Origin of the sequence: Pseudomonas kielensis, assembly GCF_014236655.1 — a bacterium.
Lineage (GTDB): Bacteria > Pseudomonadota > Gammaproteobacteria > Pseudomonadales > Pseudomonadaceae > Aquipseudomonas > Aquipseudomonas kielensis.
On record NZ_JACMYG010000013.1, the window covers coordinates 21,130 to 47,670 of the forward strand.

Here is a 26,541-nt window from a genome sequence, read left to right on the forward strand (position 1 = left end):
CACTGGAGTGAATAATGAAAACAATGCGACTCCCCTACACTCGCCGAGCGCCTTTTTTGACCAGTGCGCTGAGCGCCTGCGTGATGCTGGGCCTGTGCGCCAGCGTCCAGGCGGACAGCTCGGCACCGGTCAATATCAGCGACCCATTCGTCAAACAGCAGACGGCCTTGTCGGTGGACAAGATTCCACCGATGCCGGCCCCGGGCAGTTATGGCATGGACAAGGCCACGGGCAAGTTCACCCACCCGGTGGCCACGCCGTTCAGCCATGAAGGTGAGCCGTTCGCCGGCGAGCTGGATTACTGGGACACCAAAAGCTACATCAAGAACATGACCGTCGAGGCCTACTACCCGATCACGGTCGAGCCGTTTCACACCTGGCAGAACATCGTCGACTTCGACGGCAAGCGCTACCTCTACCAGTACGTGCGCCGCAACCTGAAGATCTTCGATATCACCCACCCCAAAGACGTGAAGCTGGTGTTCACCAAGGGCTCGACCTGGGGCGCGGACGGCCCGAGCAAGGAAGAAAACCCCTACGCCCCAGACGATATGTTTGGCGCGGCATCGGTGCAGTGGAACAAGAAACTGGGCAAGAACATCATGGTCCAGTCCTTCGAGGTTCGCCGTTTTGGCGTGTTGAGCGACAAGTACCGCGAGCCTGACAAAGTCGAGGCCATCCGCAAGTCCAAGCACCTCAAAGGCTTCAAGGTCTACGAGATGAATGGCCCGTTGCCGGACGACTGGAAACTGATCGCCACCCGCACCACCGACATCGAACACCCGGATGCGCCGATCGGCGAACAGCAGGGCTCCGGCGTGCGTGACATTCCCGCCTATTTCGGGGGCGACGTGATGTACGTGGCCGCCGCACCGAGCGACAAGTACGCACTGACCGAATACCCCAACGACCTGTACAACGCCGGCTACCAGTCCTGGGACATGTCCGACCCGAGCAATCCCAAGCTGCTGGACATGCTGACCATTCCCGGCCAGATCGTCGGTGACCCGCAACACGAGGCGGTGTTCAAGGCCAACCCGCGTGCCGGTAACCGTGCGTCCTGGATGGGCGCGCGCATGTCGCTGTTCATTCCGAAAACCGTCGAGCAGGGTGGCAAGTACGGCTACGCCGCCATGGGCGGGATGGGGCTCTATGTGGTCGACATCACCCAGGCCGACAACATGAAAGTGGTCGGTCACCTGGAGTTTCCGGTGAGCGTGGCCGGTACCGAAGGCGACAACATCGACGTCTCGCAAGTGGAGAAGACCGGGATCATCTACTTCAGTGGCTACCCACTGTCGGAAGATTGTTTCGAGGCGAAAAAGGACATCTTCGCGGTGGACGTCAGCAACCCGCAGAAGCCGGCGATCCAGCACGTTCTGCCGCGTCCGACGCCACCGGCAGACGCTGCGTTCACCGACTACTGCCAGCGCAAGGGCAGCTTCGGGCCCAAGCGTTCCGGTTACTACACCCAGCCAGGCGTCTCGCGCGAGGGCATCCTGCCGTACGCGTTCTACAACGCCGGGGTCCAGGTGTTCGACGTGCGTGAGCCAGGCAAACCGACCATCGGCGCCTACTTCGTGCCGCCGTTCGACACCAAGAACGTGGCCAGTTATGCGATGGGCAACCTGACCCATGGCACCTACACCGAGTACGACCGCAACCTGATCTGGGTCTTCACCAACCACGGCTTCTATGCCCTGTCGACGCCATTGCTGGGCAAGCCGAATTTCGAGGCTCCGAGCAAAATCTGGCCGGCCCGGGACTGAAAACCAGACAACTCACCATAACAACAAGTAAGCAAAGTCTGGCGGTGGTTCGACAACGAACCACCGACCAGCGCTTTTGCAGTGTCCGGAGTTTTTCATGCGCAAACTATTGCTCGCCCTTCCGTTGATGAGTGGCGCTTGCTATGCGGAGTTCAAGGTGTCCGGGGTGGTTGACCTGACGTACGAAGTGGCGCGCTCGGGAGGCGATACCGTGGATCGACTGACGGGTGCGGGCTTGAGCTCCAACCGCATCCAGTTCAAGTATTTCCAGGAAGTGACGGACGACATCAAGCTCAATGCCGTCTACGAAGCCATGTACAACCCCCATTCCGATGACTCGACGGGTAAGCGCGAAGTCTATTACCAGGTGATTTCAGAGCGTTGGGGGACCCTCAGCGCCGGTCGCCAGGACACCCCATCCGCCAACAGTTACGGCTATGCCGACCCCCTGTATGGCAACGACTACAGCCTGGTCAACAACGTCCAGGTGTTCTATGCACCGTGGCGTGAAGACGACTCGCTGATGTACATCAGCCCACGCTACGAGGGCTATCAGTTCCGTGGCATGGCCACCCTGGGCGAGAACGATGGCAGTCGCGACGGTGTGGTCTACAGCACCAGCATCGACTACTGGGCGGACAGCCCCTGGTACTTTGCCGCCGCGGTGGATCGCAAGTACCAGCGCAACCTGTGGGACAAGCACACCATGGAGCAGGCGACGGATGCCTACTTCACCGTGGTCTACACCATGGGCACCACGGACCTGATGGCGGTCTATCACCGTTACGTCGGTTACTACGCCTACGCGCCGTGGGTGGATTTTGAATCCAATGGCAGCGACCTGCAGTTGGGTATTCGACACAATTTCTGGGACACCCAGAACATTGCCGTCAGCCTGGTCTACAAGGACGACCGCAAGAACGAAGCCTTGAGCGACGCCACGGGCATCAACCTGGCGTACATCTACAACTTCAACAAGCAGACCGACCTGTACGCGGTGTACGGCTACGTGCATCACAACCGCGACTCGGACGTGCGTTACCCGGTGAGCTGGAACCTGGAAAGCCCGTTGCGCAACGAGAACCCTGAGGGGCTGCAAATGGGGGTGCGCTACAAGTTTTAAGCAACGCTGAAAGCGGGCGCCGAAAGGCGCCTTTTTTGTGCCTGGAAAACCTGCGAGCGACCACGATCCCGGTGTGTCCGCGATGGGGCCGGGACATTCAATATTGATGGTGCCTGACACACTGCCATCGCGGGCAAGCCCGCTCCCACACTGGACTGGTGGGTGTCTGCACAATCTGTGGGCAGCCAAGATCTCGGTGGGTGTCTGCAAAATCTGTGGGTAGCCAAAAACACTGTGTGTGGGGCATGAAAAAGCCCCGCGGCAATGGCTTGCGGCGGGGCTGGGTGCAGCAATGGGTCAGAGCCCGAAGAACGCCTGGGCATTGCTTCCCAGGATCTGGGCCTTGGTCGCCTGATCCAGTTGCGGATGCTCGATCACGCCGGCACCAATGTTCTGTTCCCCGAGGGGGAACGGGGCGTCGGAGCCGAGCATTACCCGGTCGCTGCCCATCACGTCCACCAGCAATTTCAACGAACGCGGGTCGAACACGGCGGAGTCGACGAAGAAGCGTTTGACGTAGCTCGATGGCAGGTTCGGGCAGTCTTCGCGGACGATATCGCGGTGTTGCCAGGCGTTGTCCACGCGCCCCAGCAAGAAGGCGAAGCCGCCACCGCCGTGGGCAAAGCACAGGCGCAGTGACGTGGGAATGCGTTCGAAGGCGCCAGACAGGATCAGCGACAGAATCCCCAGTTGGGTTTCCGCCGGCATCGCCACCAGCCACGGCAGCATCCACTTGCGCATGCGCTCGCCGCCCATCATGTCCCAGGGGTGGACCAGCACCGGGATGTCGTCTTCGGCGCAGTGGGTGAAAAACCTCACCAGGCCTTCATGGTCCAGGTCCTGATTGCCGACGTGGTTGCCAATCTGCACGCCCACATGACCGGCAGCCTTGGCCCGGCTGGCCTCGCGGCAGGCGGCGTCGATGTCCTGCAACGGCACCTGGGCCAGGACCTTGAGCCGGTCCGGGGCCACGGCGGTCATTTCCAGGGCGCGGTCGTTCATCAGTTGCGCCCAGGGCAGGGCACGCTCGATCGGTGCGTCGTAGGCGAACATCACCGGCGTGGCGCACATGATCTGCACGTCCAGGCCCTGTTCGTCGAGGTGCTCGATGCGCCGGTGCATGTCCCATAGCACGTCATGCACCGGACGGAACGGCTGGTCGCCGAGCATGATCTGCCCGGTGCGCCCGCTGGTGTGCAGCCACGGCCCACGGTCGGCACTCAGTCGTGCCGCCTCGGCCTGGCTGATGGTGGGGAAAAAGTGCGAATGCATGTCGATTTTCATGGGCGTTTCACCGCTTCGAGGGTGCGGTGCCAGGTTTGCCAATCGCGACCGGGGTGGATCTCACCGCAACCCTGGCAACGTCGTTCGGCGTCGCTGGTGGCGTAGAACTGTTCATAGACCGGTGGCAGGTCGTTGACGATGCTTTGCAATTGCAACTCATAGCGTTTGACCAGGGTGCCGCAATGGGCACAGGACCACTGCAGGGCATCGAACTGCCCCGGCGGACGGGACTTTTCGATCACCAGGCACAGGCTGCCCGGCTCCGGACGCTGGGGGGAGTGGATCACGTGCGGGGCCATCAGGTACATGTCGCCTTCGCGCAAATCGATGCGCTCGTACTGGCCACGGTCCCAGATGTTCAGGTAGGCGTTGCCCTTGAACTGGTAGAAGAACTCCTCCACCGGGTCATCGTGGAAGTCGGTGCGCTGGTTGGGGCCACCGACCACCGTGACCATGGTGTCGCTGTCTTTCCACAGCTGGCGATTGCCCACCGGGGGCTTGAGCAGGTGGGCGTATTCTTCGATCCAGCGATTGAAGTTCAGGGGTGGACTGAAGTGATGCTTGTCCATCTTGTTGTCCTTAAGCGTTGAGGGGGGCGTAGGCCACGGCTTTGATTTCGATGCGCAAGTGCGGGTGGGGCAGTTGGTGCACGGCCACGGTGGTGCGGGTCGGGCCGGTTTCGTCGAAGTATTGCGCGTAGACCTGGTTGTAACCGTCGAAGTCGTTCATGTCGACGAGAAAACTGCTGAGTTCGACCAGGTCCGCGAGGCCCGCGCCTTCGCTGTTGAGGATGTCGCGGATGTTCTCGATCACGGCGCGGGTCTGTGCGCGAATGTCCAGGCGGGTGGTGCCCAGGGCATCGACTTCCACGCCCTCGAAGCTGTTGTCGGGACGCCGCGAGCTGGTGCCGGACACGTAGAGGAAATCACCGGCACGCTTGATGTGGGGGAAACGTCCCCGTGGCGTTGCCTTGCCGGCGACCACGGTTGATCGATTGAGGCTCATTGTCCTGCTCCTGGGTGGTTGGCAACGCTGAAGCCGCATTCGCCGAAACCGGCGATCTGTACGCTGACATGGGCGCCCGGGCTCAGGGCTTCGGCGGCGGTGGCGGCACCGGCCATGATCAGGCTGCCGGCCGGCAGGGCGATCTCGGCCTTGGCCAGCAACTGCGAGGCCTGCACCAGGCTGCGCAGCGGGTGGCCGAGGATCGCGGCGGTTGAGCCGGCCTGGACCACCCGGCCATTGACGCGCATCAGCACCCCGGCGTTGTCCAGGGCGGCGAAGTTCCGGGACCAGGCGCCGACCACCAGCCCGGCGGAGGAGCAGTTGTCGGCGACTACGTCTTCGAGGCTGAACTTGAAGGCCTGGTAGCGCGAGTCGATGATCTCGATCGCCGGTGCCACGGCTTCCAGGTAGTCGACTGCTTCCAGGGCGGTCAAGGGGCGGTCGATGGTGCGCCGGGTGAGAAAGCACACCTCGGGTTCGGCCCGTGGATGGATGAAGCGCTGCAGGTCGACGACGCCGCCGTCTTCTTCGAGCATGGCGTCGGTGAGCCAGCCCCAGATCAGGCTGTCGACGCCCATCTGGATCATCTTCGCCCGGCTGGTGAAGCCCAGCTTGAGGCCGATCTGGCGCTCGCCCGCTGCGTAGCGGTGCTGCATCGACGCACGCTGGATCAGGTAGGCCTCATCGAGGGTAAACGGCGACTGGGTACTGAACTGCGCCACGGCTTCGGCTTTGCGTGCTGCCTGGTCCAGGGCCTGGGCGATGTAGGCAATATCGGTGGTCATGGGGGTTGCTCCAAGGGCGAACGTGCCAGCTCGCTCCCACAAGGGGATGTTGTTTGGGTTAGCGTTTGAGCAGGTCCAGGGCGACGTCGACGATCATGTCTTCCTGGCCGCCGACCATGCGGCGCTTGCCCAGCTCGACGAGGATGTCCACTGCCTTGAGGCCATATTTGTGCGCGGCGATTTCCGCGTGGCGCAGGAAGCTGGAATAGACGCCGGCATACCCCAGGGCCAGGGTTTCGCGGTCGACCCGTACCGGGCGGTCCTGCAGCGGGCGGACGATATCGTCGGCGGCGTCCATCAAGGTGTAGAGGTCGGTGCCGTGGTTCCAGCCCAGGCGCTCGGCGGCGGCGATGAACACTTCCAGCGGCGCGTTGCCGGCACCGGCGCCCATGCCCGCGAGGCTGGCGTCGATACGGTCGCAGCCTTCCTCGACCGCGACAATCGAGTTGGCCACCCCCAGCGAAAGGTTGTGGTGGGCGTGCATGCCGGTCTGGGTCTCGGGTTTGAGCACCGCCTTGAAGGCACGGAAACGATCGCGCACATCCTGCATGCTCATCGCGCCACCGGAGTCGGCCATGTACACGCACGTGGCGCCGTAGCTTTCCATCAGTTTGGCTTGGGCGGCGAGCTGCTCGGCGGGGATCATGTGGCTCATCATCAAGAACCCCACGGTGTCCATGCCCAGCGCGCGGGCGTACTCGATGTGCTGTCGGGCGACGTCCGCCTCGGTGCAATGGGTGGCGATGCGCACCACCCGTGCCCCGGCGTTGTAGGCCGCTTTCAAGTCGTGAACCGTGCCGATCCCGGGCAACAGCAAGGTGGTGATCTTGGCGTGGCTGATCACATCCGCCGCGGCTTCGATCCACTCAAGGTCGGTGTGGGCGGCGAAACCATAGTTGAAGCTCGACCCTTGCAGGCCGTCGCCGTGGGCCACTTCGATGGCGTCGACGCGGGCCTTGTCCAGGGCGCGGGCGATGTCCTGCACGTTCTGGAGCGAGTACTGGTGACGAATCGCATGGCTGCCGTCACGCAGGGTCACGTCGGAGATATAGAGCTTTTTGCCGGGGTTGAAGGTCATCGCAGGCTCCTCAGGCGTTGAGCATCGACTGCGCCATGCGCTCGGCGGTGGCCAAGGCAGCGGAGGTCATGATGTCGAGATTGCCGGCGTAGGCGGGCAAGTAATGGGCGGCCCCTTCGACCTCGAGGAACACCGAGGTCTTGAGCCCCGAGAAGGTGCCCAGGCCCGGGATGTGCAGCGGTGTCTGCTCGGGGATCACGTCGAACTGTATTTTTTGCTTGAGGCGATAGCCCGGTACATAGGCCTGCACCGCAGCCGCCATCTCTTCGATGGAGGCCTGGACCTGGGCTTGATCGGCGGCGTCCGAGAGCACGAACACGGTGTCGCGCATCATCAGGGGCGGCTCGGCCGGGTTCATCACGATGATCGCTTTGCCCTTGCCGGCGCCGCCGATGACTTCGATGGCCTTGGAGGTGGTCTCGGTGAATTCGTCGATGTTGGCCCGGGTGCCGGGGCCGGCGGACTTGCTGGCGATGGAGGCGACGATCTCGGCGTAGTGCACCTTGGCGATGCGTGACACCGCGGCCACCATCGGGATCGTCGCTTGGCCGCCGCAGGTGACCATGTTGACGTTGAGCTGGTCCAGGTTCTGTTCCAGGTTGACCACCGGCACGCAGTACGGGCCAATCGCCGCCGGCGTCAGGTCGATCAGGCGGATGCCTGGCTTGATGGCCCGCAGGAACGCGTCGTTGGCGACATGGGCGCCGGCGGAGGTGGCATCGAACACGAAGTCGATGTCCTGGAACACGTCCATCCGTGCCAGGCCTTCAACCCCTTCGTGGGTGATCGCCACGCCCATGCGTGCGGCACGGGCCAGGCCGTCGGAGGCCGGGTCGATGCCGACCATCACGGCCATTTCCAGGTGCCGGGCGTTGCGCAGGATTTTGATCATCAGGTCGGTGCCGATGTTGCCGGAGCCGATGATGGCGACCTTCAGTTTGTCAGTCATGCTCAGTGCTCCGCTCGAAGGCGGCGGTGACGCTGCCCAGGCCCTGGATGTGGGCGGTGAACACATTGCCCGGTTGCGCCGCGACCATCGGCCCGAGGGCGCCGGTCAGGAGGATGTCGCCGGCGCGCAACGGCGCACCGAACCGGACCATGGTGTCGGCCAGCCACAGCGCCGCGTTCAACGGGTTGCCCAGGCACGCCGCACCGGCGCCCACCGATACCGGCTCGCCGCCCAGGGTCATGCTCATGCCACAGTGCACCAGGTCCAGTTGCGCCAGTTGCACCGGGCGACTGCCGAGCACGAACAGGCCTGAAGAGGCGTTGTCGGCGATGGTGTCGACCAGGCGGATGTCCCATTGGGCGATGCGGCTGCCCACCACTTCGATGGCCGGCAGGGCGAAGGCCGTGGCGCGGATCAGGTCGGCCATGGTGTGGCGCTCGTGGCACAGGTCGTGTTCCAGCACCAGGGCGATTTCCGCCTCGACCTTGGGCTGCTGGGTGTCACGCCAGGCAATTGGCTGATCGTCGCCACGGGCCATGCTGGCGAACAGTTGACCGAAGTCCGGCTGATCGACCCCCAGTTGCTGCTGGACCGCGTAGGAGGTCAGGCCGATCTTGCGCCCGACCGGACGCTGCCCAGCCGTGATGGCGGCTTGGGTGTTGTGGTGCTGCACGGCGTAGGCGAGGGCGACCGGGTCTGCCGAGGGATCTGCGGCGAGGGCACTGGCGATCAGTTCGCGAACCGGCGGGCAGGGTTGCCCGTCGCGTTCGGCCTGGCGCAGCCGGTTGGCCGCTTCGATGAGAGCTGCATGCATGGACGAGACTCCGGGGCTCAAGGGTTGACGCAGATGGTGGTGATTTGCGAGTAGAAATCCAGGGAGTGACGGCCCCCTTCACGGCCCAGCCCGGACAGGCGAGTGCCGCCAAACGGGGTGCGCAGGTCGCGCAGGAACCAGGTGTTGACCCAGACCATGCCGACCTCGAAGCGCCGCGAAAGCCGGTGCGCGCGTTTCAGGTCACGGGTCCACAGGGCGGTGGCGAGGCCATAGGCCGAGTCGTTGACCCGTTGCACCACTTCCTCGTCGCGGTCGAACGGGGCGATATGGCACACCGGGCCGAACACTTCTTCGCGCACGCAGCGGGCGTCGTCACCGAGGTCGGTCCAGATGGTCGGTTGCACGTAGGCACCGTTGTCGCGCTCATCGCCGAAGTGCGGCACGCCGCCGCCCGTGACCAGGGTTGCGCCTTCGCTGCGGGCCAGTTCGAAGTAGCCCAGGACTTTGTCGCGGTGCTTGTGGGAAATCAGCGAGCCCATGTTCACCCCGTCTTCATCCGGGTAGCCGATCTTCAGCGCCTCGGCACCGGCCTTCATGGCGGCGACGAAGCGCTCGTAGATCGGCCGTTCCACATACACCCGCTCCGAGCACAGGCAGACCTGGCCTGAGTTGGTGAAGCTCGAACGCAGGACGCCGGCCACTGCTGCGTCAAAGTCGCAGTCGGCAAACACCACCGCGGCGTTCTTGCCACCCAGTTCGAACGATACGTCCCGGATGCCTTCGGCGGCGACTTTCATGATGGTTTCGCCAGTGCGCGACTCACCGGTAAAGGTGATGGCGTCGACGTCCGGGTGACGGGTCAGGAATTCACCGGCCGAGCCCGGGCCGAAGCCGTGTACCAGGTTGAACACGCCTGCCGGCAGTCCGACTTCGTGCATCACCTCGGCCAGCAAGGTGGCGGTGGAAGGGGAGTCCTCGGAGGGCTTGATCACCACCGAGTTGCCACAGGCCAGGGCCGGGGCGACTTTCCAGGTCATCAGCAGCATCGGCAGGTTCCACGGCGAGATGATCGCCACCACGCCGTGGGGCTTGCGCACCGAGTAGCTGAAGACGTCGTTGCCATCGGCGGCGCGCATTTCGAAGCACTCGCTGCCGGCCTGATTGATCAGTTCGGCGAAGGTGCGGAAGTTGTGAATGCCGCGGGCGATGTCCAGGGTCCGCGCCTGTTGGACCGGGCGCCCGGTGTCGGCCACTTCGGCGGCGACGAAGTCTTCGAAGCGGCGTTCGATGGCATCGGCGATGCGCTGCAACACGGCGGCACGCTGGCTCGCGCTGTAGTCACCCCAGGGCCCGTGCTGCGCAGCCTTGGCCGCCGCGACGGCGCGCGCCACCAGGGCTTCGTCGGCTTCGCAGACCTGGCTGAGGGTACGGCCGTCGATGGGCGACACATTGGGGAAGGTCTGCTCGCTGGCGACGAATTCGCCCGAGATGTAATTACGCAGCAACTGCAGGGGTGCAGACACATCAACCTCCGGAAAACGTGGGTAGTCGGAGGGAGTGTAGGGAGGGTGGATATTAGTGAATAATAAAAAGGTCGCGCCTTGATATGTCGATCTGGAATACCAGGTGAGCTGCCGAAGGTTGCGATCTTTCCGAATTTCCCCTATGGGAGTTGATCCGACTCACTACGCGCTTGGTTCAGGCATTCGCGGAACAGCCGTGCTGCCGGCCCCAGGGCGCGGGTGTTGGAGAAGAAGCAGCCGATATCGCCAAACTGCAACGGCGCGCCGAGGTCGAAGGCCTTGAGCAGGCCGGCGCTGACAAACTGCTGCGACGCCTCGTAGGGCATCAGTGCCACGGTCTGCTGGTCTTGCATCAGGGTGATGTTGGTGAGGATCGACAGCGACTCGACCACGTTGCCCGGGGTGCTCAGGTTGGCGTCGGCGAACAGCTTGTCGGCGGTGCGGCGCAGCAGCGAATCGCGGGTCGGCAGCACCCATGGGTAGGCGTGCAGATCGGCAAGGCTGACCGGTGCCTGGCCTTGCAGGGGATGATTGGCTCCGGCCACCACACTCAATTGCTCGGCATACAGCACCTCGACGTCGAGCATCGGCGACTCGTTGCGCCAGCGCCAGTCGTCAGGCACCCGGCCCACCACTAGGTCCACTTCGCCCACGGCCAGCGCCGGGAACAACTGGTCCATCTGCCCGACCCGCAATGACACCAGCACCCCCGGTGCCTGTTGCTTGAGCAACTGCATGGCCCGGGGCAGCAACGAGGTGGACGCGGAGATCAGCGTCCCCACCATCACGTGCCCCGAGGTGCCCTCCTGGAAGGCGTTGACCTCGTCGGTCAATGAGCGCAGTTCGGCCAGCAACGACTTGGCTCGGCGCACCACCAGTTCACCCAGTTCGGTGGCGCTGACCCCACGATTGCCCCGAATCAGCAGCGGAGCATCGAAGTACGATTCCAGCTCATGAATGATCTTGGTCACCGCCGGCTGAGTCAGGTTCAGCGCCTGCGCAGCCCGGACCAGGGAGCCGCTTTGCAGCACCTGGTCGAACACCACCAGTTGGTAGAACTTGAGCTTGCGCGCAACGGAAATGGTGGTGAACTTCATGCAGAGCCTCGGGTGTCGCGTGGGTTCGACGGGGCGCTATAGGTATCACACTTCCGGCATTTTCAGCACCGGGGGCTGCAGCCCTTAGCAGGAATCCAAGGCTTGGCCAGTGCCCCGGGTGGCTGCACGGCGGCAGTTTTTTTGCCCCGTACCGTCGATTGGCGCAGCGGCCATTCGACTACTTGTCAGGTCACTCAATCGAAAGGAGAAACCGCCATGCGCTTCATGATCATCATCAAAGCCAGCCAGGATTCCGAAGCCGGCAAAATGCCCAGCCAAGCACTGCTGACCGCGATGGGCAATTACAACGAAGCACTGCTCAACGCCGGCATCCTCCTCGCCGGCGAAGGCCTGCACCCCAGCAGCAAAGGCGCACGGGTGCGTTTCAGGGGGGACACGCACACAGTCATCGACGGGCCGTTTGCCGAGACCAAGGAGCTGATTGCCGGGTTTTGGTTGTGGCAGGTGAAGTCCAAAGAGGAGGCGGTTGAATGGGTCAAGCGCTGCCCGAATCCGATGCCGGGTACGGAGGCTGAGATCGAGATTCGGCAGGTGTTTGAGATGGAGGATTTTGGGGAGGCGTTTACGCCGGAGTTGCGCGAGCAGGAGGCGCGGGTGTGGGCCGAGGCCCAGGCACAGGGGAAGAAGTGCTAAAGCGCTGACGCAGCGGATGTCGAAACCACGCCGTGGCGCGTCAGTTGGGTGAATGCAGCATCTCGCTCAGCAACGCCATGGCGACTTGCACGGTGGGTCGGGTGTCCTCCCGCTTCGTGGCCAGGTACCAGTTGAAGTGAAACCCCTGCTCACCGATTGGGCGCACCAACAGGTTCCGTTCATCGCCATTGAGCAAGCGCCGAGGCAGCAGACTCATGCCTACTCCCAGGCGGACCAGGGCAATGAGGGCGGGGACGTCCTGGATGTGCTGCAACGAACCCAGCTGAATCTGCTGCGGGCGCAGGTAACGCCGATACAGATAGGACTGTTCCAGGTCGAAGTGATAGAGCAGGGTCTGTCCGGCCAGGTCTGTCGGCATCAGCCAGGGACGTGTGGCCAGCGCATGGTCGGGAGGCAGGATGGCGACCAGTTCATCGCCGTGCAGTGGCTGAAAGCGAGTGTCGGGAGCGTGGCTGGTTTCGCCGAGGATGATCAGGTCGCTTTCACCCTGTCGCAGGCTACAGAGCAAGTCCGGCACTGGCCTGATCTGCACCTGGACATTGGGCAAACGACTGCGCAGGGCCTGCAGCCAGGTCGGTAGCCAGTCGCAACGGTGCAGTGGGTCGATGCTCAGGCGCAGGCGTCCGGTATCGCCGCGGCCATAACGTGCCAGGTATTCGCTGAGGGCCGCCGTGTCGTCGAGAATGCGCTGTGCATGAGTGTTGAACGCCAGGCCCGCCTCGGTTGGCAGCATGGCCTTGCGCGAGCGGTGGAACAACAGAAATCCCAGGCGATCCTCCAGTTCGGCCAGTTGCTTGCTGAGGGCCGGCTGGGATAGAAACAACTGCTCTGCCGCGCGGGTCAGATTGCCGGTCTCGCAAATACTGTGCACCAAGTGCAAGTGTTTCATTTCCAAACGCACCCTGAGCACTCCCTGGCGGATCGCGAAGCCTTATCTTCACGGCGTCTTCGATAGTCGGCAAGGCTAGCTCAGCTCAATCGAGCAGGCGAGCGGGAATCAGATCTTCGCGCGTATCGCCCAACGGGCGAATGGCAACCTTGCAGCCGCCAGTGACCCGTGGATCGGCACGGGACTGCAGCACCACCAAACGCCCGCCGATCTTCTCCAGCAGGGCGCGGTCGTACTCCATCAGCCGGTGGCACGCGGCAACGTCACCGCTGCCCTCCAGCGAACAAGGAAAGAGAATGCGGCAGTAAGCGGTGCCGTCACTGATTCGCTCGATGGGCCACAGGTGTGGCAAGCCAAACAGCCGCTGCCACTCCTGGGCGATGTCCGCCACCTGTTGTTGGCGGCGACCGGCATTTTTCCACCAGACCCACTGCGCCAGCAGACGTGCAAGCCAGCGCGTCCGCCAGTGCCAGCGACTGCGCGCCAGCGGTCCGGTGAAACCATTGACCTTGCGGTAGAGGGCTATCTTCTGGCTGTCGGACTTCATGCGCCAACCCCCTCGCTGAGCAACATCACAGCAGTGAGCAGCAGCATCAGCATGCTCAGGCCATGACTCACCTGACGCCCCCGCAAGCGCCTGCTGAACAGTGCCCAACAATACGTCAGGCGCAACACGACAAAACCTGCGCCCAGCCCCACCACCCACGCCGAATTGAGTGAGGTCGCGGTATCGATGAAGTAGAGCAGCAAGATGAACAGCACGGACTGTTCAAGGCTATTGCCGTGAGCGCGAATGGCCGCCGTCAGCGCCGGATTGCCGGCATCACCAAAACTGACCCGGTAGCGCAGGCGCAATCGGGACACATTGACGGACAGGGCGATCAACAACAACGCCAACACCGCTGCGATGGAAAGGCTGTAGGGCATGCAGGTCTTCCTTGGCTTGAGGAGGGGGTACCTTTGCGATGCTAATCAGCGGGTGCGGCGGAGTAAAAGTGCGATTGGTGATGGTGATGATTTCTTGGGGTTATGGTGGGGGGAGGGGGAAGTTGGGGTTATAGATGCAATAAAACCCGCGTGGGGGCGGGTTTTGGGTTGCTTTGGGCCGGGGTAATTTGAAACGATCTTCTACTCTACTGTTTTCAATGATTAATCTGTTTCCGGCGTAGTAGGGTGGAATACCAAATGGAATACCGTCGACACGATTGATCTCTAAAAAATCACCAGTGCGTTCTGACACCGTGCGTAGTCTTGAGAAAAAAAGGCAGGAGCGATTAACTCGGGCCATTTCCGTCGGCGGTATCAGGACAAGGTAGAGAAGGATTGCAGCGGTTTAGGCTGGGAGGCGTGAAGCCGCAAGCGAAATGCGATTCTGCACCGATCCTGACATCCAATTAGCCTCCGTAGGCCGTCTACTGCAAAAAAATGTTGACGTCGAGCCGATATCGGGCGATATTTATCCCGCCAGATTCAGTAGGTTCCCTACTGCACAAAAAATGGCGCGGCAGGTTGCACCCTGCCGCTATTGCAATAACTGACTCGTTAGGAGAGCTAGAGCTATGAAACTGTACCAAATTACCTATGACCTGCGTAAGAAACGTGATTACCAATCCCTGTATGAGCGCATCAAAGCCTATGGCACTTGGTGCCGACCGCTGGAGTCCACCTGGATTATTGCCACGACCCAGACTGCAGCTCAGGTGCGGGATAACCTCAAAACAGTAATGGATGCTGATGACGGCTTGCTTGTAACTCGCCTTAAGGGCGACGCTGCGTGGTATGGGCTGGCGGACGAGCAAGCAAAATGGCTGCAGAACCAGTACCAACGCTGCGAAGTCTGACCACTCTTGTTGCGCCAAGGATGGCGCTTTTCCCCAGAGCTATTTATGCCAACCCAGTTGTTCAAGTTGAGCGAACTTGCTGATATCCGCTCCGGATACACCTTCCGCGGTGCGCTGGAGCATGACCCGTCTGGCGATGTTCGCGTGCTGCAGATCAAGGATCTGCGCCAAAACGCAGCGATTGAACCCGATACGCTGACTGTCGTTACCTGGGACGCTCGTACCGCTCCACCTCTGCTTCAGCCAGGCGAAATCACCGTGATCGCCCGCGGTGATACCAACAAGGCCGTACTCTATGTAGGCGAGCAGTCGGTTGTAGCGACCAGCCAGTTTTTTATTGTTACGGCTAAACGGTCAACGGTACTGCCGGCATACCTGTGCTGGCTGATCAACTTGCCGCAAAGCCAACGTAGCCTTGAGCGCAGCGGCAGTGCGATTCAAGCCATCGGCAAAGCGTCCTTGATGGAAATGCAGATCCCGCTTCCACCGCTCGCGTCCCAGCAAAAGCTGATTGCCCTGCAAGCAGTGTGGGATGAAGAGGATGAACTGATCGCACGCCTGAAAACTAACAGAGAGCAGATGCTGCAAGGCATTTACCAGCACCTTATTAAGGCTTGAACCATGAACAACAAAGTAAACCAGGACGATATTAACAAGGCGCTGTGGGCAGCCTGCGACATCTTTCGCGGCACCATCAGCGCGGACACCTACAAAGATTTCATCCTCACCATGCTGTTCCTTAAATACATCAGCGATGTCTGGCAGGATCACTACGACAACTATAAAAAGGACTACGGTGACGAGCCAGAGCTGATCGAGGAAATGCTAAAGAACGAGCGTTTCGTGTTATCACGTGATGCCAGCTTCTACGCACTCTACGAGCGTCGCCATGAGCCAGGTAACGGTGAGCGAATCGACCAGGCCTTGCACGCTATCGAGGAAGCCAACGGCACCAAGCTCAAGGATGCCGGCAAGAGCGTGTTCCAGGACATCTCCTTTAACACCGACAAGCTCGGCGAAGAAAAGCAGAAGAACACCATTCTGCGCCACCTACTGGAAAACTTCGCAGGGGCTGAACTCAACCTCAAGCCGTCCCGCGTCGGCAGTCTGGATGTGATTGGCAATGCTTACGAGTACCTGATCAAGAACTTCGCCGCAAGCGGCGGGCAGAAGGCCGGTGAGTTCTACACACCGCCGGAAGTTTCGGAGCTGATCGCCGAGTTGCTGGACCCGCAACCGGGCGACACAATCTGCGACCCGGCCTGCGGCTCGGCCTCGTTGCTGATGAAGTGCGGGCGCAAGGTGCGTGAACATCACAATAGCAAGCAATACGCCCTGTATGGCCAGGAAGCCATCGGCTCCACCTGGTCACTGGCCAAGATGAACATGTTTCTCCACGGCGAAGACAACCACAAAATCGAGTGGGGCGACACCCTACGCAACCCTAAGCTACTTGATAAGAATGGCCAACTGCTGAAATTCGATATCGTCACCGCCAACCCCCCGTTTTCGCTGGACAAGTGGGGCCATGAAGAAGCCGAGCACGATCAATTTGGTCGCTTTAAGCGAGGCATTCCACCGAAAAGCAAAGGCGACTACGCCTTTATCCTGCACATGATCGAAACGCTAAAGCCGAAGACCGGGCGCATGGCTGTGGTGGTACCCCATGGCGCTCTGTTCCGTGGTGCAGCGGAGGGTAAAATCCGCCAGAAACTGATCGAAGAAAACCTACTTGATACGGTAATCGGCCTTCCGGAAAAACTCTTCTACGGCACCGGCATCCCGGCGGCAATCCTGGTCTTCAACAAGTCCAAGACCGACGAGAACGTGCTGTTTATCGACGCCAGCCGTGACTTCAAAGCCGGTAAGAACCAGAACCTGCTAGGCGAAGAGCAAATCCAGAATATTCTCATCACCTACCGACACCGCATCAACACGGACAAATACAGCCACCGCGCTAGTCTGCAGGAAATCCGCGATAACGATTACAACCTTAATATCCCGCGCTATGTGGATACTTTCGAGGCAGAGGAAGAGATCGATCTGATGGCAGTCCGAACCACGCGCAAGCAGCTCAAAATCCAGCTGGCAGAACTAGAAGTTCAGATGGATGCTTACTTAAAGGAGCTGGGTTATGGTGCCTGAGGGGTGGAAGGAGAAGCCTCTAATACAGCTTCTAGAAATAGTAATTGATTACCGTGGAATTTCTGTACCTAAAGCCGAGTCAGGAATCCCCCTAATAACTGCTCGAAATATCAAATCCGGTTTCTTGGATTTTTCAGAGCAGGAATATATTCAAGCAAACCAATACGACGAATGGACTTCTCGTGGGCTACCTAAAGGCGGAGATATACTTTTTACGACAGAGGCTCCGCTAGGTAATGCTTGCAGATTTCCATCACATGGAAAATATGCGATAGGGCAAAGAACTGTATGCTTGCGTGTTAACGGTAAATTGGATTCTGAATTCCTCCTTCAATACTTGCTTTCCTCGAACGGCCAAAGGCTGATTGATTTAAAATCTTCTGGATCAACGGCAAAAGGAATTAAGTCTAGCGAGTTAAAAAAGATTTATGTTTTGCATCCGGCGTCTATTTATGAGCAGAAGAAAATAGCCAAAATTTTGTACACGTGGGATCAGATCATCACCACCACGGAACTGCTGCTGGCAAACAGCGAGCAACAGAAAAGGGCACTAATGCAGCAGCTGCTGACAGGCAGCAGACATCTGCCTGGCTTTCAAAAATCATGGCAAAATGTCCGACTTGAGCAGATTTTCTCCAGAGTTACCAACAAGAATACTGAAGCCAATACCAACGTGGTCACCATATCTGCCCGGCATGGCCTGATCCGACAGGAGGAGTTCTTTAGCAAAACTGTTGCCTCGGAAACTCTAGACAACTATTTCCTAATCAAGAAAGGGCAATTTGCCTACAACAAAAGTTACTCCAACGGGTACCCAATGGGTGCGATAAAGCGTCTAAATAAATATGAAAAAGGTGTAGTCACTACGCTTTACATCTGCTTTAAAGTAACTGACGAAACCAGCTGCAACCCAGAATTCTTTGAGCACTATTTTGAGTCCGGCCTGCTGAACAATGGCTTGAGCAAAATCGCCAACGAAGGCGGTCGAGCGCATGGTTTGCTTAACGTCAAACCCAGTGATTTTTTTGGACTAACAGTTTTTATTCCAGAGATAAATGAACAAAAGGCAATTGCCGCAGTACTTACAGCAGCAGATCAGGAAATCCAAGCACTACAGGCCCAACTCTCCTGTTTGCAAGATGAGAAGAAAGCCCTTATGCAGCAACTGCTGACAGGCAAGCGCTGTGTACAGGTAGGTGAACTGGAGATCGCCTGATGGCTCAGATTAGCTAAGATTGCCTATGACTTCGACGGCACCCTTTTAACCGGCAATATGCAGGAGTATGACTTTGTGCCGGCATTGGTCATTGAACCGGCTGAGTTCTGTCACGAAGCTAAAGGCATGGCTCAGGAGCGGCAGGCGGACGAAGTTCTGGCCTAAATGGCGGCTCATGATCGAAAAGGCTCAGGCTGCCCGGGTACCGGTGCGCAAAATGGACTTTGCCAAATTAGGGGCACATATTCAGCTATGTCCGCGCGTACAGGATGATCATCGCCATGGGCTATCGCGTGCGCTCGACGAGTTGCACCCAGTTCCGTCTGTGGGCTACCCGCACCTTGCGCGAGTGTCTGCAGAAAGATCTCCTGATGGACGATGCCCGGTTCAAGGAGCCCCGCTGGGGGGCGATGAGCTGCTCGAGCGCATTCGCGACATACGGACCTCGGAGAAGCGCCCAGGCAATCGCCGCCCATACTTTAGAGCTGGCAATGTTGGAGCGCTTGGAAAAGCGCCTGAGCAGTGAAAAAAGAAACGTTGATCCATTACGAGTCGTAAATATGCGTGCCCCGGAAGAAGAAGGAAATGCCCTGTGACCCCCACCCCCAAGTTTCAGGAAGAATACAGCGCCAAACTTCCGGCTCTGGCTCTGCTGTGCAACCTCGGTTGGCAGTTTCTGTCTCCCGAGCAAGCTTTGGCCTCGCGGGCCGGCAAGAGTGATGAAGTGGTTTTGCGTGATGTGCTGCGTGAGCAACTGAGCAAGCGTCGTTTTTTGTTTGGTGGTGATGAATATCCGCTATCGGCCAAGGCCATCGACAATCTGGTTAGTGAAGTGTGCAGCCCAGCGCTTAATGAAGGGCTACAGGCTGCCAACGAGCGGCTGTATAACCATTTACTGTATGGCATCTCGGTGACAGAGTTCGTGGAAGGCAAAAAAGCCAACCCGACCGTGGCGTTGATCGACTGGAACAACCCCGCGAATAACAGCTTCATCTTTACCGAAGAGTTTCGCGTGCTGCGCAGCAGTGGTGTGGAGTCGCGGAGGCCGGATATTGTTTGCTTCGTCAACGGTATTCCGCTGGCAGTAATTGAGGCCAAGCGTCCCGATAGCAATGCGCAGAAAGGCCCGACCATCGACGAAGGCGTTTCGCAGAGTTTGCGCAACCAGCGTCACGACGAAATCCCAAGGTTATTCGCATACAGCCAATTGTTGCTGTCGATCAATGGCACCGAAGGGCGCTACGCCACATGCGGCACGCCCGCGAAATTCTGGGCGGCTTGGCGTGAGGAAGATATCGCCACCGCAGAGTTGTATGCGCTGAAGAACCGCAAGCTGAGTGCTGCGGAGAAGGCCTCTATTTTTAGCCACCGTCCTCCCCGTGATCTGGACTGGTATGACAACCTGATCGCTGGCGGCGAGCTAGCGCTGACCGACCAGGATCAGTTGCTTATCAGCCTGCTCTCTCCTGCCCGGCTGCTGGAGATTACTCGCTACTTCACCCTGTTCGATAAGAAGGCTGGCAAGATTGTTGCGCGCTATCAGCAGGTATTTGGCATCAAACGGCTGATCGAGCGGATTACCCACAAGCGCAAGGACGGTGGCCGCGAGGGCGGGGTGATCTGGCATACAACAGGCTCGGGCAAGTCATTCACCATGGTTTTCCTGAGCAAGGCGCTGATCCTGCATGACTCGCTCAAACAGTGTCGCATCGTGGTGGTCACCGACCGGGTCGATCTGGAAAACCAGCTAAGCAAGACTTTCGCCTCGGGCGGTGAACTGGCAGGCAAGAAGGATCGCGAAGCCGCGATGGCCACTTCCGGGACGCGCTTGGCCGAGCAGATCGGCAAGGGTAATGAGCGCATCATTTTCTCCCTAATCCAGAAGTTCAACAGCGCCACCAAACTGCCGCAATGCGTGAACACTAGTGCTGACATCATCGTGCTGATCGATGAAGGTCACCGCAGCCAAGGCGGTGAAAACCATATCCGCATGAAACAGGCGCTGCCCAATGCGGCTTTTGTGGCGTTTACTGGCACGCCCCTGCTCAAAGACGACAAGACCACAAATAAGTTTGGTCCCATCGTGCATGCATACACCATGCAGCGAGCAGTGGAGGATCAAGCGGTGACGCCGTTGCTCTATGAAGAGCGCATCCCCGATCTGGATGTAAACGCGCGCGCGATCGATAGCTGGTTCGAGCGCATCACTGAAGGGCTGAGCGAGCAGCAGAAGGCCGATCTAAAGCGCAAGTTCGCCAAGAAAGGACAGATCTACAGCGCAGATGATCGAATTCGCTTGATTGCACTTGATATCGCCAACCACTTCGTGAAAAACATTGATGAAGGCCTCAAAGGGCAGTTGGCCTGTGACAGTAAGGCGTCGGCGATCAAATACAAGCAATACCTGGACGAAGCGAGTCTTTTCGAAAGCGCTGTGGTGATGAGTCCACCGGATAGCCGCGAAGGCAATACCGAGGTGGATGAAGCAGCTTCACCGGAGGTAACTCAATGGTGGAAGAACAACGTTGGGAGCGCGGATGAGCAGGTCTACACCAAGCAGTTGATTGAGCGTTTCGATAAGGATGATTCGCTCAAACTTTTGATCGTAGTGGACAAGCTGCTGACGGGCTTCGATGAGCCGAAGAATACCGTGCTTTACATCGATAAGCCGCTCAAGGAGCACAACCTGATTCAGGCCATTGCACGAGTCAATCGATTGCACCCCCTGAAGAAGTTCGGCCTGCTGATTGACTATCGCGGCATTCTCTCCGAGTTGGATACCACGATTCAGAAATATCAGGATTTGGCTTCACGCACTCAGGGTGGCTATGACATAAATGACATCGCCGGCCTCTACAGCCAGATGAGCAGCGAGTACAAACGGCTACCTCAACTGCACAAAAAACTCTGGGCGATTTTTGCCGATGTGAAAAACAAAGGCGATATCGAACAGTTGCGCCAGGTACTGGTACCCAAGATGCAGGAGCGCGACGGGGAGCTGGTGGATGTAAATCTCAAAGTGCGCGAGGACTTCTATGAGGCGCTAACCGAGTTCGCTAGTTGCCTGAAGGTTGCATTGCAATCAGCCTCTTTCTTCGAGGACACCAGCTTCAGTGACGCTGACCGCGCTCACTACAAGGAAACGCTCAAGCAGTTCTCCAGCCTACGCCAACTGGCTAAACAGGATGCCGGTGAGACGGTGAGCTATGACCAGTACGCCGAACAGGTGCGCAAGTTGCTGGATAAGCATGTAGTCGGCGTGGAGATTAAAGATCCAGGTGGTGTTTATGAAGTTGGCAGAATGGGGCAGCAAAAGCCTGAACAGTGGAGTGAGGACAAGGTGCGTAACGAAACCGATATCATCAAGACCCGCGTGAGTAAGATGATTGAGCAGGAGCTACGTGACGACCCCTATGCCCAAGAAGCATTTTCTAAGTTACTGCGCCAAGCCATTGAAGATGCCGCAAAGCTGTTCGATCATCCGCTCAAGCAGTACCTGTTATTCCACGATTTTGAGCAGCAGTTGAAGGCGCGCAAGCTAGATGAACTGCCGGACGTATTGGCGGGTAACCGCCATGCCCAGGCTTACTTTGGTGTTTTCAAGAAAAGCCTTCCGGAAGCCCTGATCTCTGCCGATGAGCAGTTACAGGGGCACTGGGTAAAGCTGGCTTTTAGCCTGGATGAAATGGTCATGACTTCTGTGGCCGAACATTCAATCAACCCACAGAACATTGAAAGCGATATCCGCAAGAAGTTGTTACCGCTGCTCTTCAAGGAGTGCAAGGCGGTGGGGGCCGGCATGGATCAGGCGAAGGTCATGGTTGAGTGGGTGGTGCAAATTACGCGGGTGGGCTTGTCCGGTCTATGAGCGCTCCCATCGTCACGAATGCTCCGTCTAATCCACCAGGGCAAAGCGAGCTGAGTTTTTACTACGCCGATGAGTTGATACAGGTTGAGCGGGCGCCACGGGGGCGCGAGGTTTCGCGCATTCTGATCAAGGTCGATCCAGATTGCCGCGTGCGGGTCAGTGCACCGGCCGGCGCTAGCGATGAACAGGTATTGGGTGCACTGAAGCGGCGCGGCCGTTGGATTTATCAACAGCTTCGTGAGTTCCGCGCTCAGCTCACGCATGTTCGCCCGCGGCAGTACATCAGCGGAGAAAGCCACTACTATTTGGGCAAGCAATATGTACTTAAGGTCGTGGAGGCTCCTGATGAGCTGCAACAGGTGCGTCTATTGCGTGGCAAGTTGGAGGTGACTGTCCGGATGAAGTCGGCTGGAAAGGTGCGCGAGCTACTGCACGCTTGGTACAAGACCCGCGCCCGAGAGGTTTTTGATCGACGTCTGGAGGCAGTCTTGCAGCAAGCCCTTTGGGTTTCTGGCAAGCCGCCACTGCGCATCCTCAGCATGCAAACGCAGTGGGGCAGTTGCTCCCCCACAGGTCGTATTACGCTCAACCCCCATTTGGTTAAAGCATCCCGCGAATGCATTGACTACGTAATATTGCATGAGTTGTGCCATATCGCTGAGCATAACCACAGTGAACGTTTTTACCGGCTCATGCAGCAGGTAATGCCTCAATGGGGCAGGGTGAAAAAGCAGTTAGACGGTATGGCAGCGTCTTTACTCAATGGCGGTTGACTGTACGCCCTTTTTTATCATGACAAGAGATGCCGGTCATCGGCGCTTGTGCGCAAAGAGTGATTTGGCCAGAAAATTGGGCAGTTCTCTAAGTCTAAATCCGACGTTTTGGTTGCCTTGAATACAGCCCGCGCTAAAGCGCTTGCCGGTAGATTTCGACGCCCGCTTTAGGAATAAATGTAGATAGGCCGCATTCACCGCAGCATCGCCACTAAGCTTTTTATATAACATCGTTTTCTGCATTATCTATCATCACAATCTAGGCTTTTATACCGCATACGTTTCCAGATCAGCATCGCAGTGAGTCGGTAGTAGTATCTGGTAGCCTCTGAACGATCCTTGAGATGATGCGCCAAAACCCATCGGACATGCTTAAGTTGCCAGGTCCAGGGATTGTCTCGCTGCCATCGTTGTTGAATGGCAGCTTGTATGATTCGAGCTTGCCGTAGGTGGCGTTGTCGAGTGGACGTCGAGCCGGTCAGTACTCCGCTAAGGAACAGCGCCATATCGAAAGGTTTGCTCATGCTCGACCTCCAATGTAGGCCGACACCACATCGATCCGGTTATGTCCGAGCTCAAGGCTGATCTGTTGTCTCGCCTGCTGATCAAGGCCCCGGTCAATGCGATAGCAGTGACCACCATTGACCGGTGCGGCGTGGCCAGTGAGCTGTTCGTAACGCTCGCAGGCGTAGGCTGCTCGCAGTTCATGAAGGCCCTTCAGCCCGTGTTCATGCAGCGTTTCACGGGCGGGGAGCACGGTCTGTTGCAGGAACGCGATGTAGCTTTCATCTCGGGCCAGCAAGTTGCGGCTGCGGGGCGGCGATGCATGACGAGCCAACTGTAGCGCCGCCTTTACCTCTTCATTTGCCACGACCCAGCGCGGCGCTGAAGCCCCTGAGCGGCCGCCTTTGGTGCCGTCCTGGATGTTGATGCTGCCTAAGTGTTCGGCTTCGCGGTGCAAGCGTGGCAGGTCAGCCAGGATCGCTTCGCGCAGGCGCATGCCGGTTGCTCGGGCCAACAGGACAATTGCGGCCACCCGCTCGTGTTGCTGTTCGCCCAGTACCTCAATCACTCGCCGCACCTGTTGATGGTCTTGGCCGTCCGGCGCTCGGGTGCGTACGGTCGAGCGCTGCTGGCCTAACGCCTGGCTCGGGCTGGCGATCCTCACGTCCTGATCACCGCGCAGCGCCGCGAGGGTGCGGTTGACGCTGCTCAGGCGGTTCTGCGCGGTCGCGATGCAGAGTTCACCTTGCTGGATCTGCTGGCGCAGATACGCGACGTAGTCTTGCAGCGTCCGTTGATCGATCTGACGCGCATCGTTGTAACCGGGACCATCCTCTGATCGACACCAACGCACGAACGCTTGCCAGCGATCGCTATGCGCTTTGACTGTGGCGAAGTGGCCGCCGGCAAACAGATCCTTTAGCGCTTGTGGGCCGGCGTAGCTCAGCTGGCGGCCATAGCCAAAGTTGCGACCATCACGCCGACCGACCAGGGCCATCGTCATCACCGTTTTCGTTCGTTTGCAGAAAGAGCAGCAAGGCTTTCCAGTGAGGGCTGAGCCTGTCCACCTGCTGCCAGTGAGTCGGGCGGATCAGGAGGGCGTTCTCGTGGTGTTGCAGCAGTGCCCCTTCCTCACGCAGTTGCTCGATCAGCCGGGCTAGGTGGGTAGGCTCCAGTGGTGGTGTGGCGACAGCGGCGACAGTGGCGACAACCCGCGTCGTTTCTGGTCTGGCGCGTGGCGACAGGGTGGCGACAGAAGCTGCGACACGCCGCGATTCAGGTTGCGATTGATGTTGCGTCTGGTAGCGGCGTACCGCGTCATTGAGGCGAAACATGGCGGACCTCGAAAGTTTTTCCGTCGCGGCTGCTCAGCCAGCGATGAGTGATCAGTACGACCAATAAAGAGGCGGTATGGTCAGCGCTCTTGCGGGCAAAACGAGGGCCGTTGCGATTGACGTCGCGAATGGTGAAGTGGGTCCAGCCTTTCTGCACCAGCCAGCGCAGCAGCCGATCTGCCTCTTCGCATCGGCTATTGACCGGCTCCTGTTCGGTCAGGCGCTGGATCTCGGCCAGGTAGTAATCCATCAACGTGGAGGCGCGTTGGATGTGTCCTTCGTCCAACGAACGGGCCTCTTCAAACGTGGCCAGCACGCCCGCGATACGCAGTACATTCGCCGCCGCCTTGCTCGCGACAGGCTGGACGCCGGCCAGCTCGCCGAACTCGCCAGACTGACATTCGATGGTGTCGTGAATATCGATCCAGGCACGACGTGCACGGGAAGTCAGCTCCAGCGCGGCGGGATTGAGTGAACCATCCTGGTGAAGCGACCAGGGCTGTTGCAGCAGGGTGGTGATCCGCTGTTGGTAGCGCTGGACTTTGGCATCTTGGGTCAGGTCGATCGCCTTGTAGAGTCGCTGGCCGGCCAGGCGCTCGGGCCAACTGATCAGGCATCGGCCCAGGATGCCTTGACCATTGATCACCGGGTCTTTAAACAGCTGGTTGGCCAGGTAGGGCTGTAGCATCAGATGCAGGCTGAGGCGGCGGTCATAGGCCCGTAGGCTTTCTCCGGTCATGGAGCGCGCCCGGTCGATCGGGCTGCCATCCCACAGTGCCGACAAGGTGGTGATCGCCTTGAGCAGATTCTCTTTGCTCATGGTGCTGCTGCCCAAGAACTGGCCACCTTCATCATTGAACAAGCCCATGCTGGGCAAGCCCTGGCACAGGCTTTTGACCAGGGCCTCAATGGTGGGCTCGGCAATGATCAGTCTCGGCGGTACCGGCTCGGACAGCTCACCGTCTGCCGCTTCCGCGTGTTTCTTTGCGGATTTGGGTTTGGTCATGAGGCTGGTAGCGGCGCGATAGGCTTTGAGCTTTTCCGCATACAAGGTCCACTGCTGTCGTTCCCAGTCGCGCGCCGCCTTAAGTGCCAGATGGTCCACCGCGCTTTTCCGATCACCCGAGGACGCCACCGTCAGTAGGTAGAGGGACAGCGGATAGGTTCGGCCGTCGAGGTGGACATTGGCATGGCCCTGACTCACCAGGGCCGCGCTGGCCAGCACCGACTGTGCAGCCATTGCGCAGGGCACGCCGATCACCTCGGCCAGTCGTTCGACCGCAGGGCCCAACAATTCCCCCAGTGCTTCAACCGGGTAGGGCAGTGGCGCCTGCTGGTATTCCAGCAAGGGTTGTGGTGGCTCGAACGCTTCGTACAGTTGCATCGCCATTCTCCTGCGATTATCGACTTCGTCCTCACTCACCCCGCCACGGTTGTTGAGTGTTATCAGGGATCAAGGCCCCTGCGACGTATGAGGGTTGTCCACTGACGCGGGACTGACGACTCCTTACGACCGGGAGCTTGGGCATCTCATGATCTGGCCTCCTGAACACCGATAACGGTGGGCGGGTGAAGGCTGCATTGGCTGACGAGACCGGTGCCGCGAGATCCTGAGTCAGGTGAAGGCAGTGAAGCGATGACCGGGGCATGCCTGACTGTCAGTCAGGGGCAGTCCATTCCTTGGGCTGCGGCACCATCATCGGTATCGCTGTGGCGAGTGAGCATTCGGTGTTTGTCACGCCGATTGTCACGAGGGGGAAAGCCGCAAAGGCCCGTGCGAGCAAGGCTGCAGCAGTGGTAGGAGCGCCCGTCTCTTTAGGGGGCAAAGAGACGGGCAACAGGTTGGCGCAAGAAATGGCCAAGCGGATAAGTTGCTGCAGAGCAGCCAGGAGGGGGCATGAGTTGCCG

General features: G+C 59.3%; 26 protein-coding genes. 10 read left to right on the forward strand and 16 right to left on the reverse strand.

Annotated elements, in window-relative coordinates; translation table 11 throughout:
• The first annotated feature begins 56 nt into the window (after window positions 1–56).
• The gene (locus H7995_RS14375) at window positions 57–1,769 is read left to right on the forward strand and encodes an LVIVD repeat-containing protein (RefSeq protein ID WP_185818523.1); all 1,713 of its coding nucleotides are present in this window, start codon (window positions 57–59) and stop codon (window positions 1,767–1,769) included.
• A gap of 97 nt (window positions 1,770–1,866) precedes the next feature.
• Window positions 1,867–2,892 (forward strand): porin, encoded by a 1,026-nt coding sequence (locus H7995_RS14380; RefSeq protein ID WP_166590377.1) that lies wholly within the window; start codon window positions 1,867–1,869, stop codon window positions 2,890–2,892.
• Between the two features lie 297 nt (window positions 2,893–3,189).
• Here H7995_RS14380 and H7995_RS14385 read toward each other — a convergent pair whose 3' ends face one another.
• The 9 genes from H7995_RS14385 to H7995_RS14425 form a co-directional block, all read right to left on the reverse strand.
• Entirely contained in the window at window positions 3,190–4,176 is a 987-nt protein-coding gene (locus tag H7995_RS14385) for an amidohydrolase family protein (protein WP_166590378.1), read from the reverse strand.
• Entirely contained in the window at window positions 4,173–4,745 is a 573-nt protein-coding gene (locus tag H7995_RS14390; protein ID WP_166590379.1) for a 3-hydroxyanthranilate 3,4-dioxygenase, read from the reverse strand. The genes H7995_RS14385 and H7995_RS14390 overlap by 4 nt, the downstream gene beginning before the upstream one ends.
• 10 nt (window positions 4,746–4,755) lie before the next feature.
• Complete coding sequence (locus H7995_RS14395) at window positions 4,756–5,181, reverse strand: RidA family protein (RefSeq protein ID WP_095169511.1); 426 nt, start codon at window positions 5,179–5,181, stop codon at window positions 4,756–4,758.
• Window positions 5,178–5,966, reverse strand: coding sequence for a 2-keto-4-pentenoate hydratase (locus tag H7995_RS14400; protein WP_185818524.1), 789 nt, complete (start codon window positions 5,964–5,966; stop codon window positions 5,178–5,180). Before H7995_RS14400 ends, H7995_RS14395 begins: the two co-directional genes overlap by 4 nt.
• 58 nt (window positions 5,967–6,024) lie before the next feature.
• Window positions 6,025–7,044, reverse strand: coding sequence for a 4-hydroxy-2-oxovalerate aldolase (gene dmpG, locus H7995_RS14405; protein WP_166590381.1), 1,020 nt, complete (start codon window positions 7,042–7,044; stop codon window positions 6,025–6,027).
• 10 nt (window positions 7,045–7,054) lie between these two features.
• On the reverse strand, window positions 7,055–7,993 hold the full coding sequence (locus tag H7995_RS14410) for an acetaldehyde dehydrogenase (acetylating) (protein ID WP_185818525.1): 939 nt from the start codon (window positions 7,991–7,993) through the stop codon (window positions 7,055–7,057).
• On the reverse strand, window positions 7,986–8,807 hold the full coding sequence (locus H7995_RS14415; RefSeq protein ID WP_185818526.1) for a fumarylacetoacetate hydrolase family protein: 822 nt from the start codon (window positions 8,805–8,807) through the stop codon (window positions 7,986–7,988). Before H7995_RS14415 ends, H7995_RS14410 begins: the two co-directional genes overlap by 8 nt.
• Window positions 8,808–8,824: 17 nt before the next feature.
• On the reverse strand, window positions 8,825–10,279 hold the full coding sequence (locus H7995_RS14420) for a 2-hydroxymuconic semialdehyde dehydrogenase (protein ID WP_206684605.1): 1,455 nt from the start codon (window positions 10,277–10,279) through the stop codon (window positions 8,825–8,827).
• Window positions 10,280–10,431: 152 nt separating this feature from the next.
• Window positions 10,432–11,388, reverse strand: coding sequence for a LysR substrate-binding domain-containing protein (locus H7995_RS14425; protein ID WP_095169505.1), 957 nt, complete (start codon window positions 11,386–11,388; stop codon window positions 10,432–10,434).
• Window positions 11,389–11,604: 216 nt separating this feature from the next.
• On the opposite strand from H7995_RS14425, the gene H7995_RS14430 reads away from it, so the two are divergent.
• Window positions 11,605–12,042: a YciI family protein gene (locus tag H7995_RS14430; RefSeq protein ID WP_166590385.1), complete on the forward strand. Its 438-nt coding sequence runs from the start codon at window positions 11,605–11,607 to the stop codon at window positions 12,040–12,042.
• Between the two features lie 40 nt (window positions 12,043–12,082).
• Here H7995_RS14430 and H7995_RS14435 read toward each other — a convergent pair whose 3' ends face one another.
• From H7995_RS14435 to H7995_RS14445, 3 genes are all read right to left on the reverse strand, one after another.
• Window positions 12,083–12,952, reverse strand: coding sequence for a LysR family transcriptional regulator (locus tag H7995_RS14435; protein ID WP_166590386.1), 870 nt, complete (start codon window positions 12,950–12,952; stop codon window positions 12,083–12,085).
• 85 nt (window positions 12,953–13,037) lie between these two features.
• Window positions 13,038–13,499 (reverse strand): hypothetical protein, encoded by a 462-nt coding sequence (locus tag H7995_RS14440; RefSeq protein WP_182343428.1) that lies wholly within the window; start codon window positions 13,497–13,499, stop codon window positions 13,038–13,040.
• Complete coding sequence (locus H7995_RS14445; RefSeq protein WP_185818528.1) at window positions 13,496–13,879, reverse strand: MAPEG family protein; 384 nt, start codon at window positions 13,877–13,879, stop codon at window positions 13,496–13,498. The genes H7995_RS14440 and H7995_RS14445 overlap by 4 nt, the downstream gene beginning before the upstream one ends.
• Window positions 13,880–14,511: 632 nt before the next feature.
• Here H7995_RS14445 and H7995_RS14450 point away from each other — a divergent pair.
• The 7 genes from H7995_RS14450 to H7995_RS14480 all read left to right on the forward strand — a co-directional run bounded on the left by H7995_RS14450 (window position 14,512) and on the right by H7995_RS14480 (window position 22,795).
• On the forward strand, window positions 14,512–14,793 hold the full coding sequence (locus H7995_RS14450) for a hypothetical protein (protein ID WP_185818529.1): 282 nt from the start codon (window positions 14,512–14,514) through the stop codon (window positions 14,791–14,793).
• A 45-nt stretch (window positions 14,794–14,838) separates the two neighbouring features.
• Window positions 14,839–15,411 carry a restriction endonuclease subunit S gene (locus H7995_RS14455; protein WP_185818530.1) on the forward strand — a complete coding sequence of 191 codons (573 nt, stop codon included), beginning with the start codon at window positions 14,839–14,841 and terminating at the stop codon, window positions 15,409–15,411.
• A gap of 3 nt (window positions 15,412–15,414) precedes the next feature.
• A complete protein-coding gene (locus H7995_RS14460) occupies window positions 15,415–16,938 on the forward strand; it encodes a type I restriction-modification system subunit M (RefSeq protein ID WP_185818531.1) in 1,524 nt (507 codons plus the stop codon).
• The gene (locus H7995_RS14465; RefSeq protein ID WP_185818532.1) at window positions 16,928–18,154 is read left to right on the forward strand and encodes a restriction endonuclease subunit S; all 1,227 of its coding nucleotides are present in this window, start codon (window positions 16,928–16,930) and stop codon (window positions 18,152–18,154) included. Before H7995_RS14460 ends, H7995_RS14465 begins: the two co-directional genes overlap by 11 nt.
• A gap of 269 nt (window positions 18,155–18,423) precedes the next feature.
• Window positions 18,424–18,750 carry a RhuM family protein gene (rhuM, locus tag H7995_RS28855; protein ID WP_425312236.1) on the forward strand — a complete coding sequence of 109 codons (327 nt, stop codon included), beginning with the start codon at window positions 18,424–18,426 and terminating at the stop codon, window positions 18,748–18,750.
• Window positions 18,747–22,022: an HsdR family type I site-specific deoxyribonuclease gene (locus tag H7995_RS14475; protein WP_185818533.1), complete on the forward strand. Its 3,276-nt coding sequence runs from the start codon at window positions 18,747–18,749 to the stop codon at window positions 22,020–22,022. The genes rhuM and H7995_RS14475 overlap by 4 nt, the downstream gene beginning before the upstream one ends.
• Window positions 22,019–22,795: a M48 family metallopeptidase gene (locus H7995_RS14480; RefSeq protein WP_185818534.1), complete on the forward strand. Its 777-nt coding sequence runs from the start codon at window positions 22,019–22,021 to the stop codon at window positions 22,793–22,795. The genes H7995_RS14475 and H7995_RS14480 overlap by 4 nt, the downstream gene beginning before the upstream one ends.
• 242 nt (window positions 22,796–23,037) lie before the next feature.
• Here H7995_RS14480 and H7995_RS28475 read toward each other — a convergent pair whose 3' ends face one another.
• Genes H7995_RS28475 through H7995_RS14495 form a run of 4 tightly spaced genes read right to left on the reverse strand, consistent with a single transcriptional unit; the run spans window position 23,038 to window position 26,017 of the window.
• Window positions 23,038–23,319, reverse strand: coding sequence for a hypothetical protein (locus H7995_RS28475; protein WP_244647720.1), 282 nt, complete (start codon window positions 23,317–23,319; stop codon window positions 23,038–23,040).
• Window positions 23,316–24,296, reverse strand: a complete 981-nt coding sequence (locus H7995_RS14485; RefSeq protein ID WP_185818548.1) for an integrase domain-containing protein — start codon at window positions 24,294–24,296, stop codon at window positions 23,316–23,318. Before H7995_RS14485 ends, H7995_RS28475 begins: the two co-directional genes overlap by 4 nt.
• Window positions 24,274–24,633 carry a hypothetical protein gene (locus H7995_RS14490; RefSeq protein ID WP_185818535.1) on the reverse strand — a complete coding sequence of 120 codons (360 nt, stop codon included), beginning with the start codon at window positions 24,631–24,633 and terminating at the stop codon, window positions 24,274–24,276. The genes H7995_RS14485 and H7995_RS14490 overlap by 23 nt, the downstream gene beginning before the upstream one ends.
• Window positions 24,617–26,017 (reverse strand): YfjI family protein, encoded by a 1,401-nt coding sequence (locus H7995_RS14495; protein ID WP_185818536.1) that lies wholly within the window; start codon window positions 26,015–26,017, stop codon window positions 24,617–24,619. The genes H7995_RS14490 and H7995_RS14495 overlap by 17 nt, the downstream gene beginning before the upstream one ends.
• Window positions 26,018–26,541 lie beyond the last annotated feature (524 nt).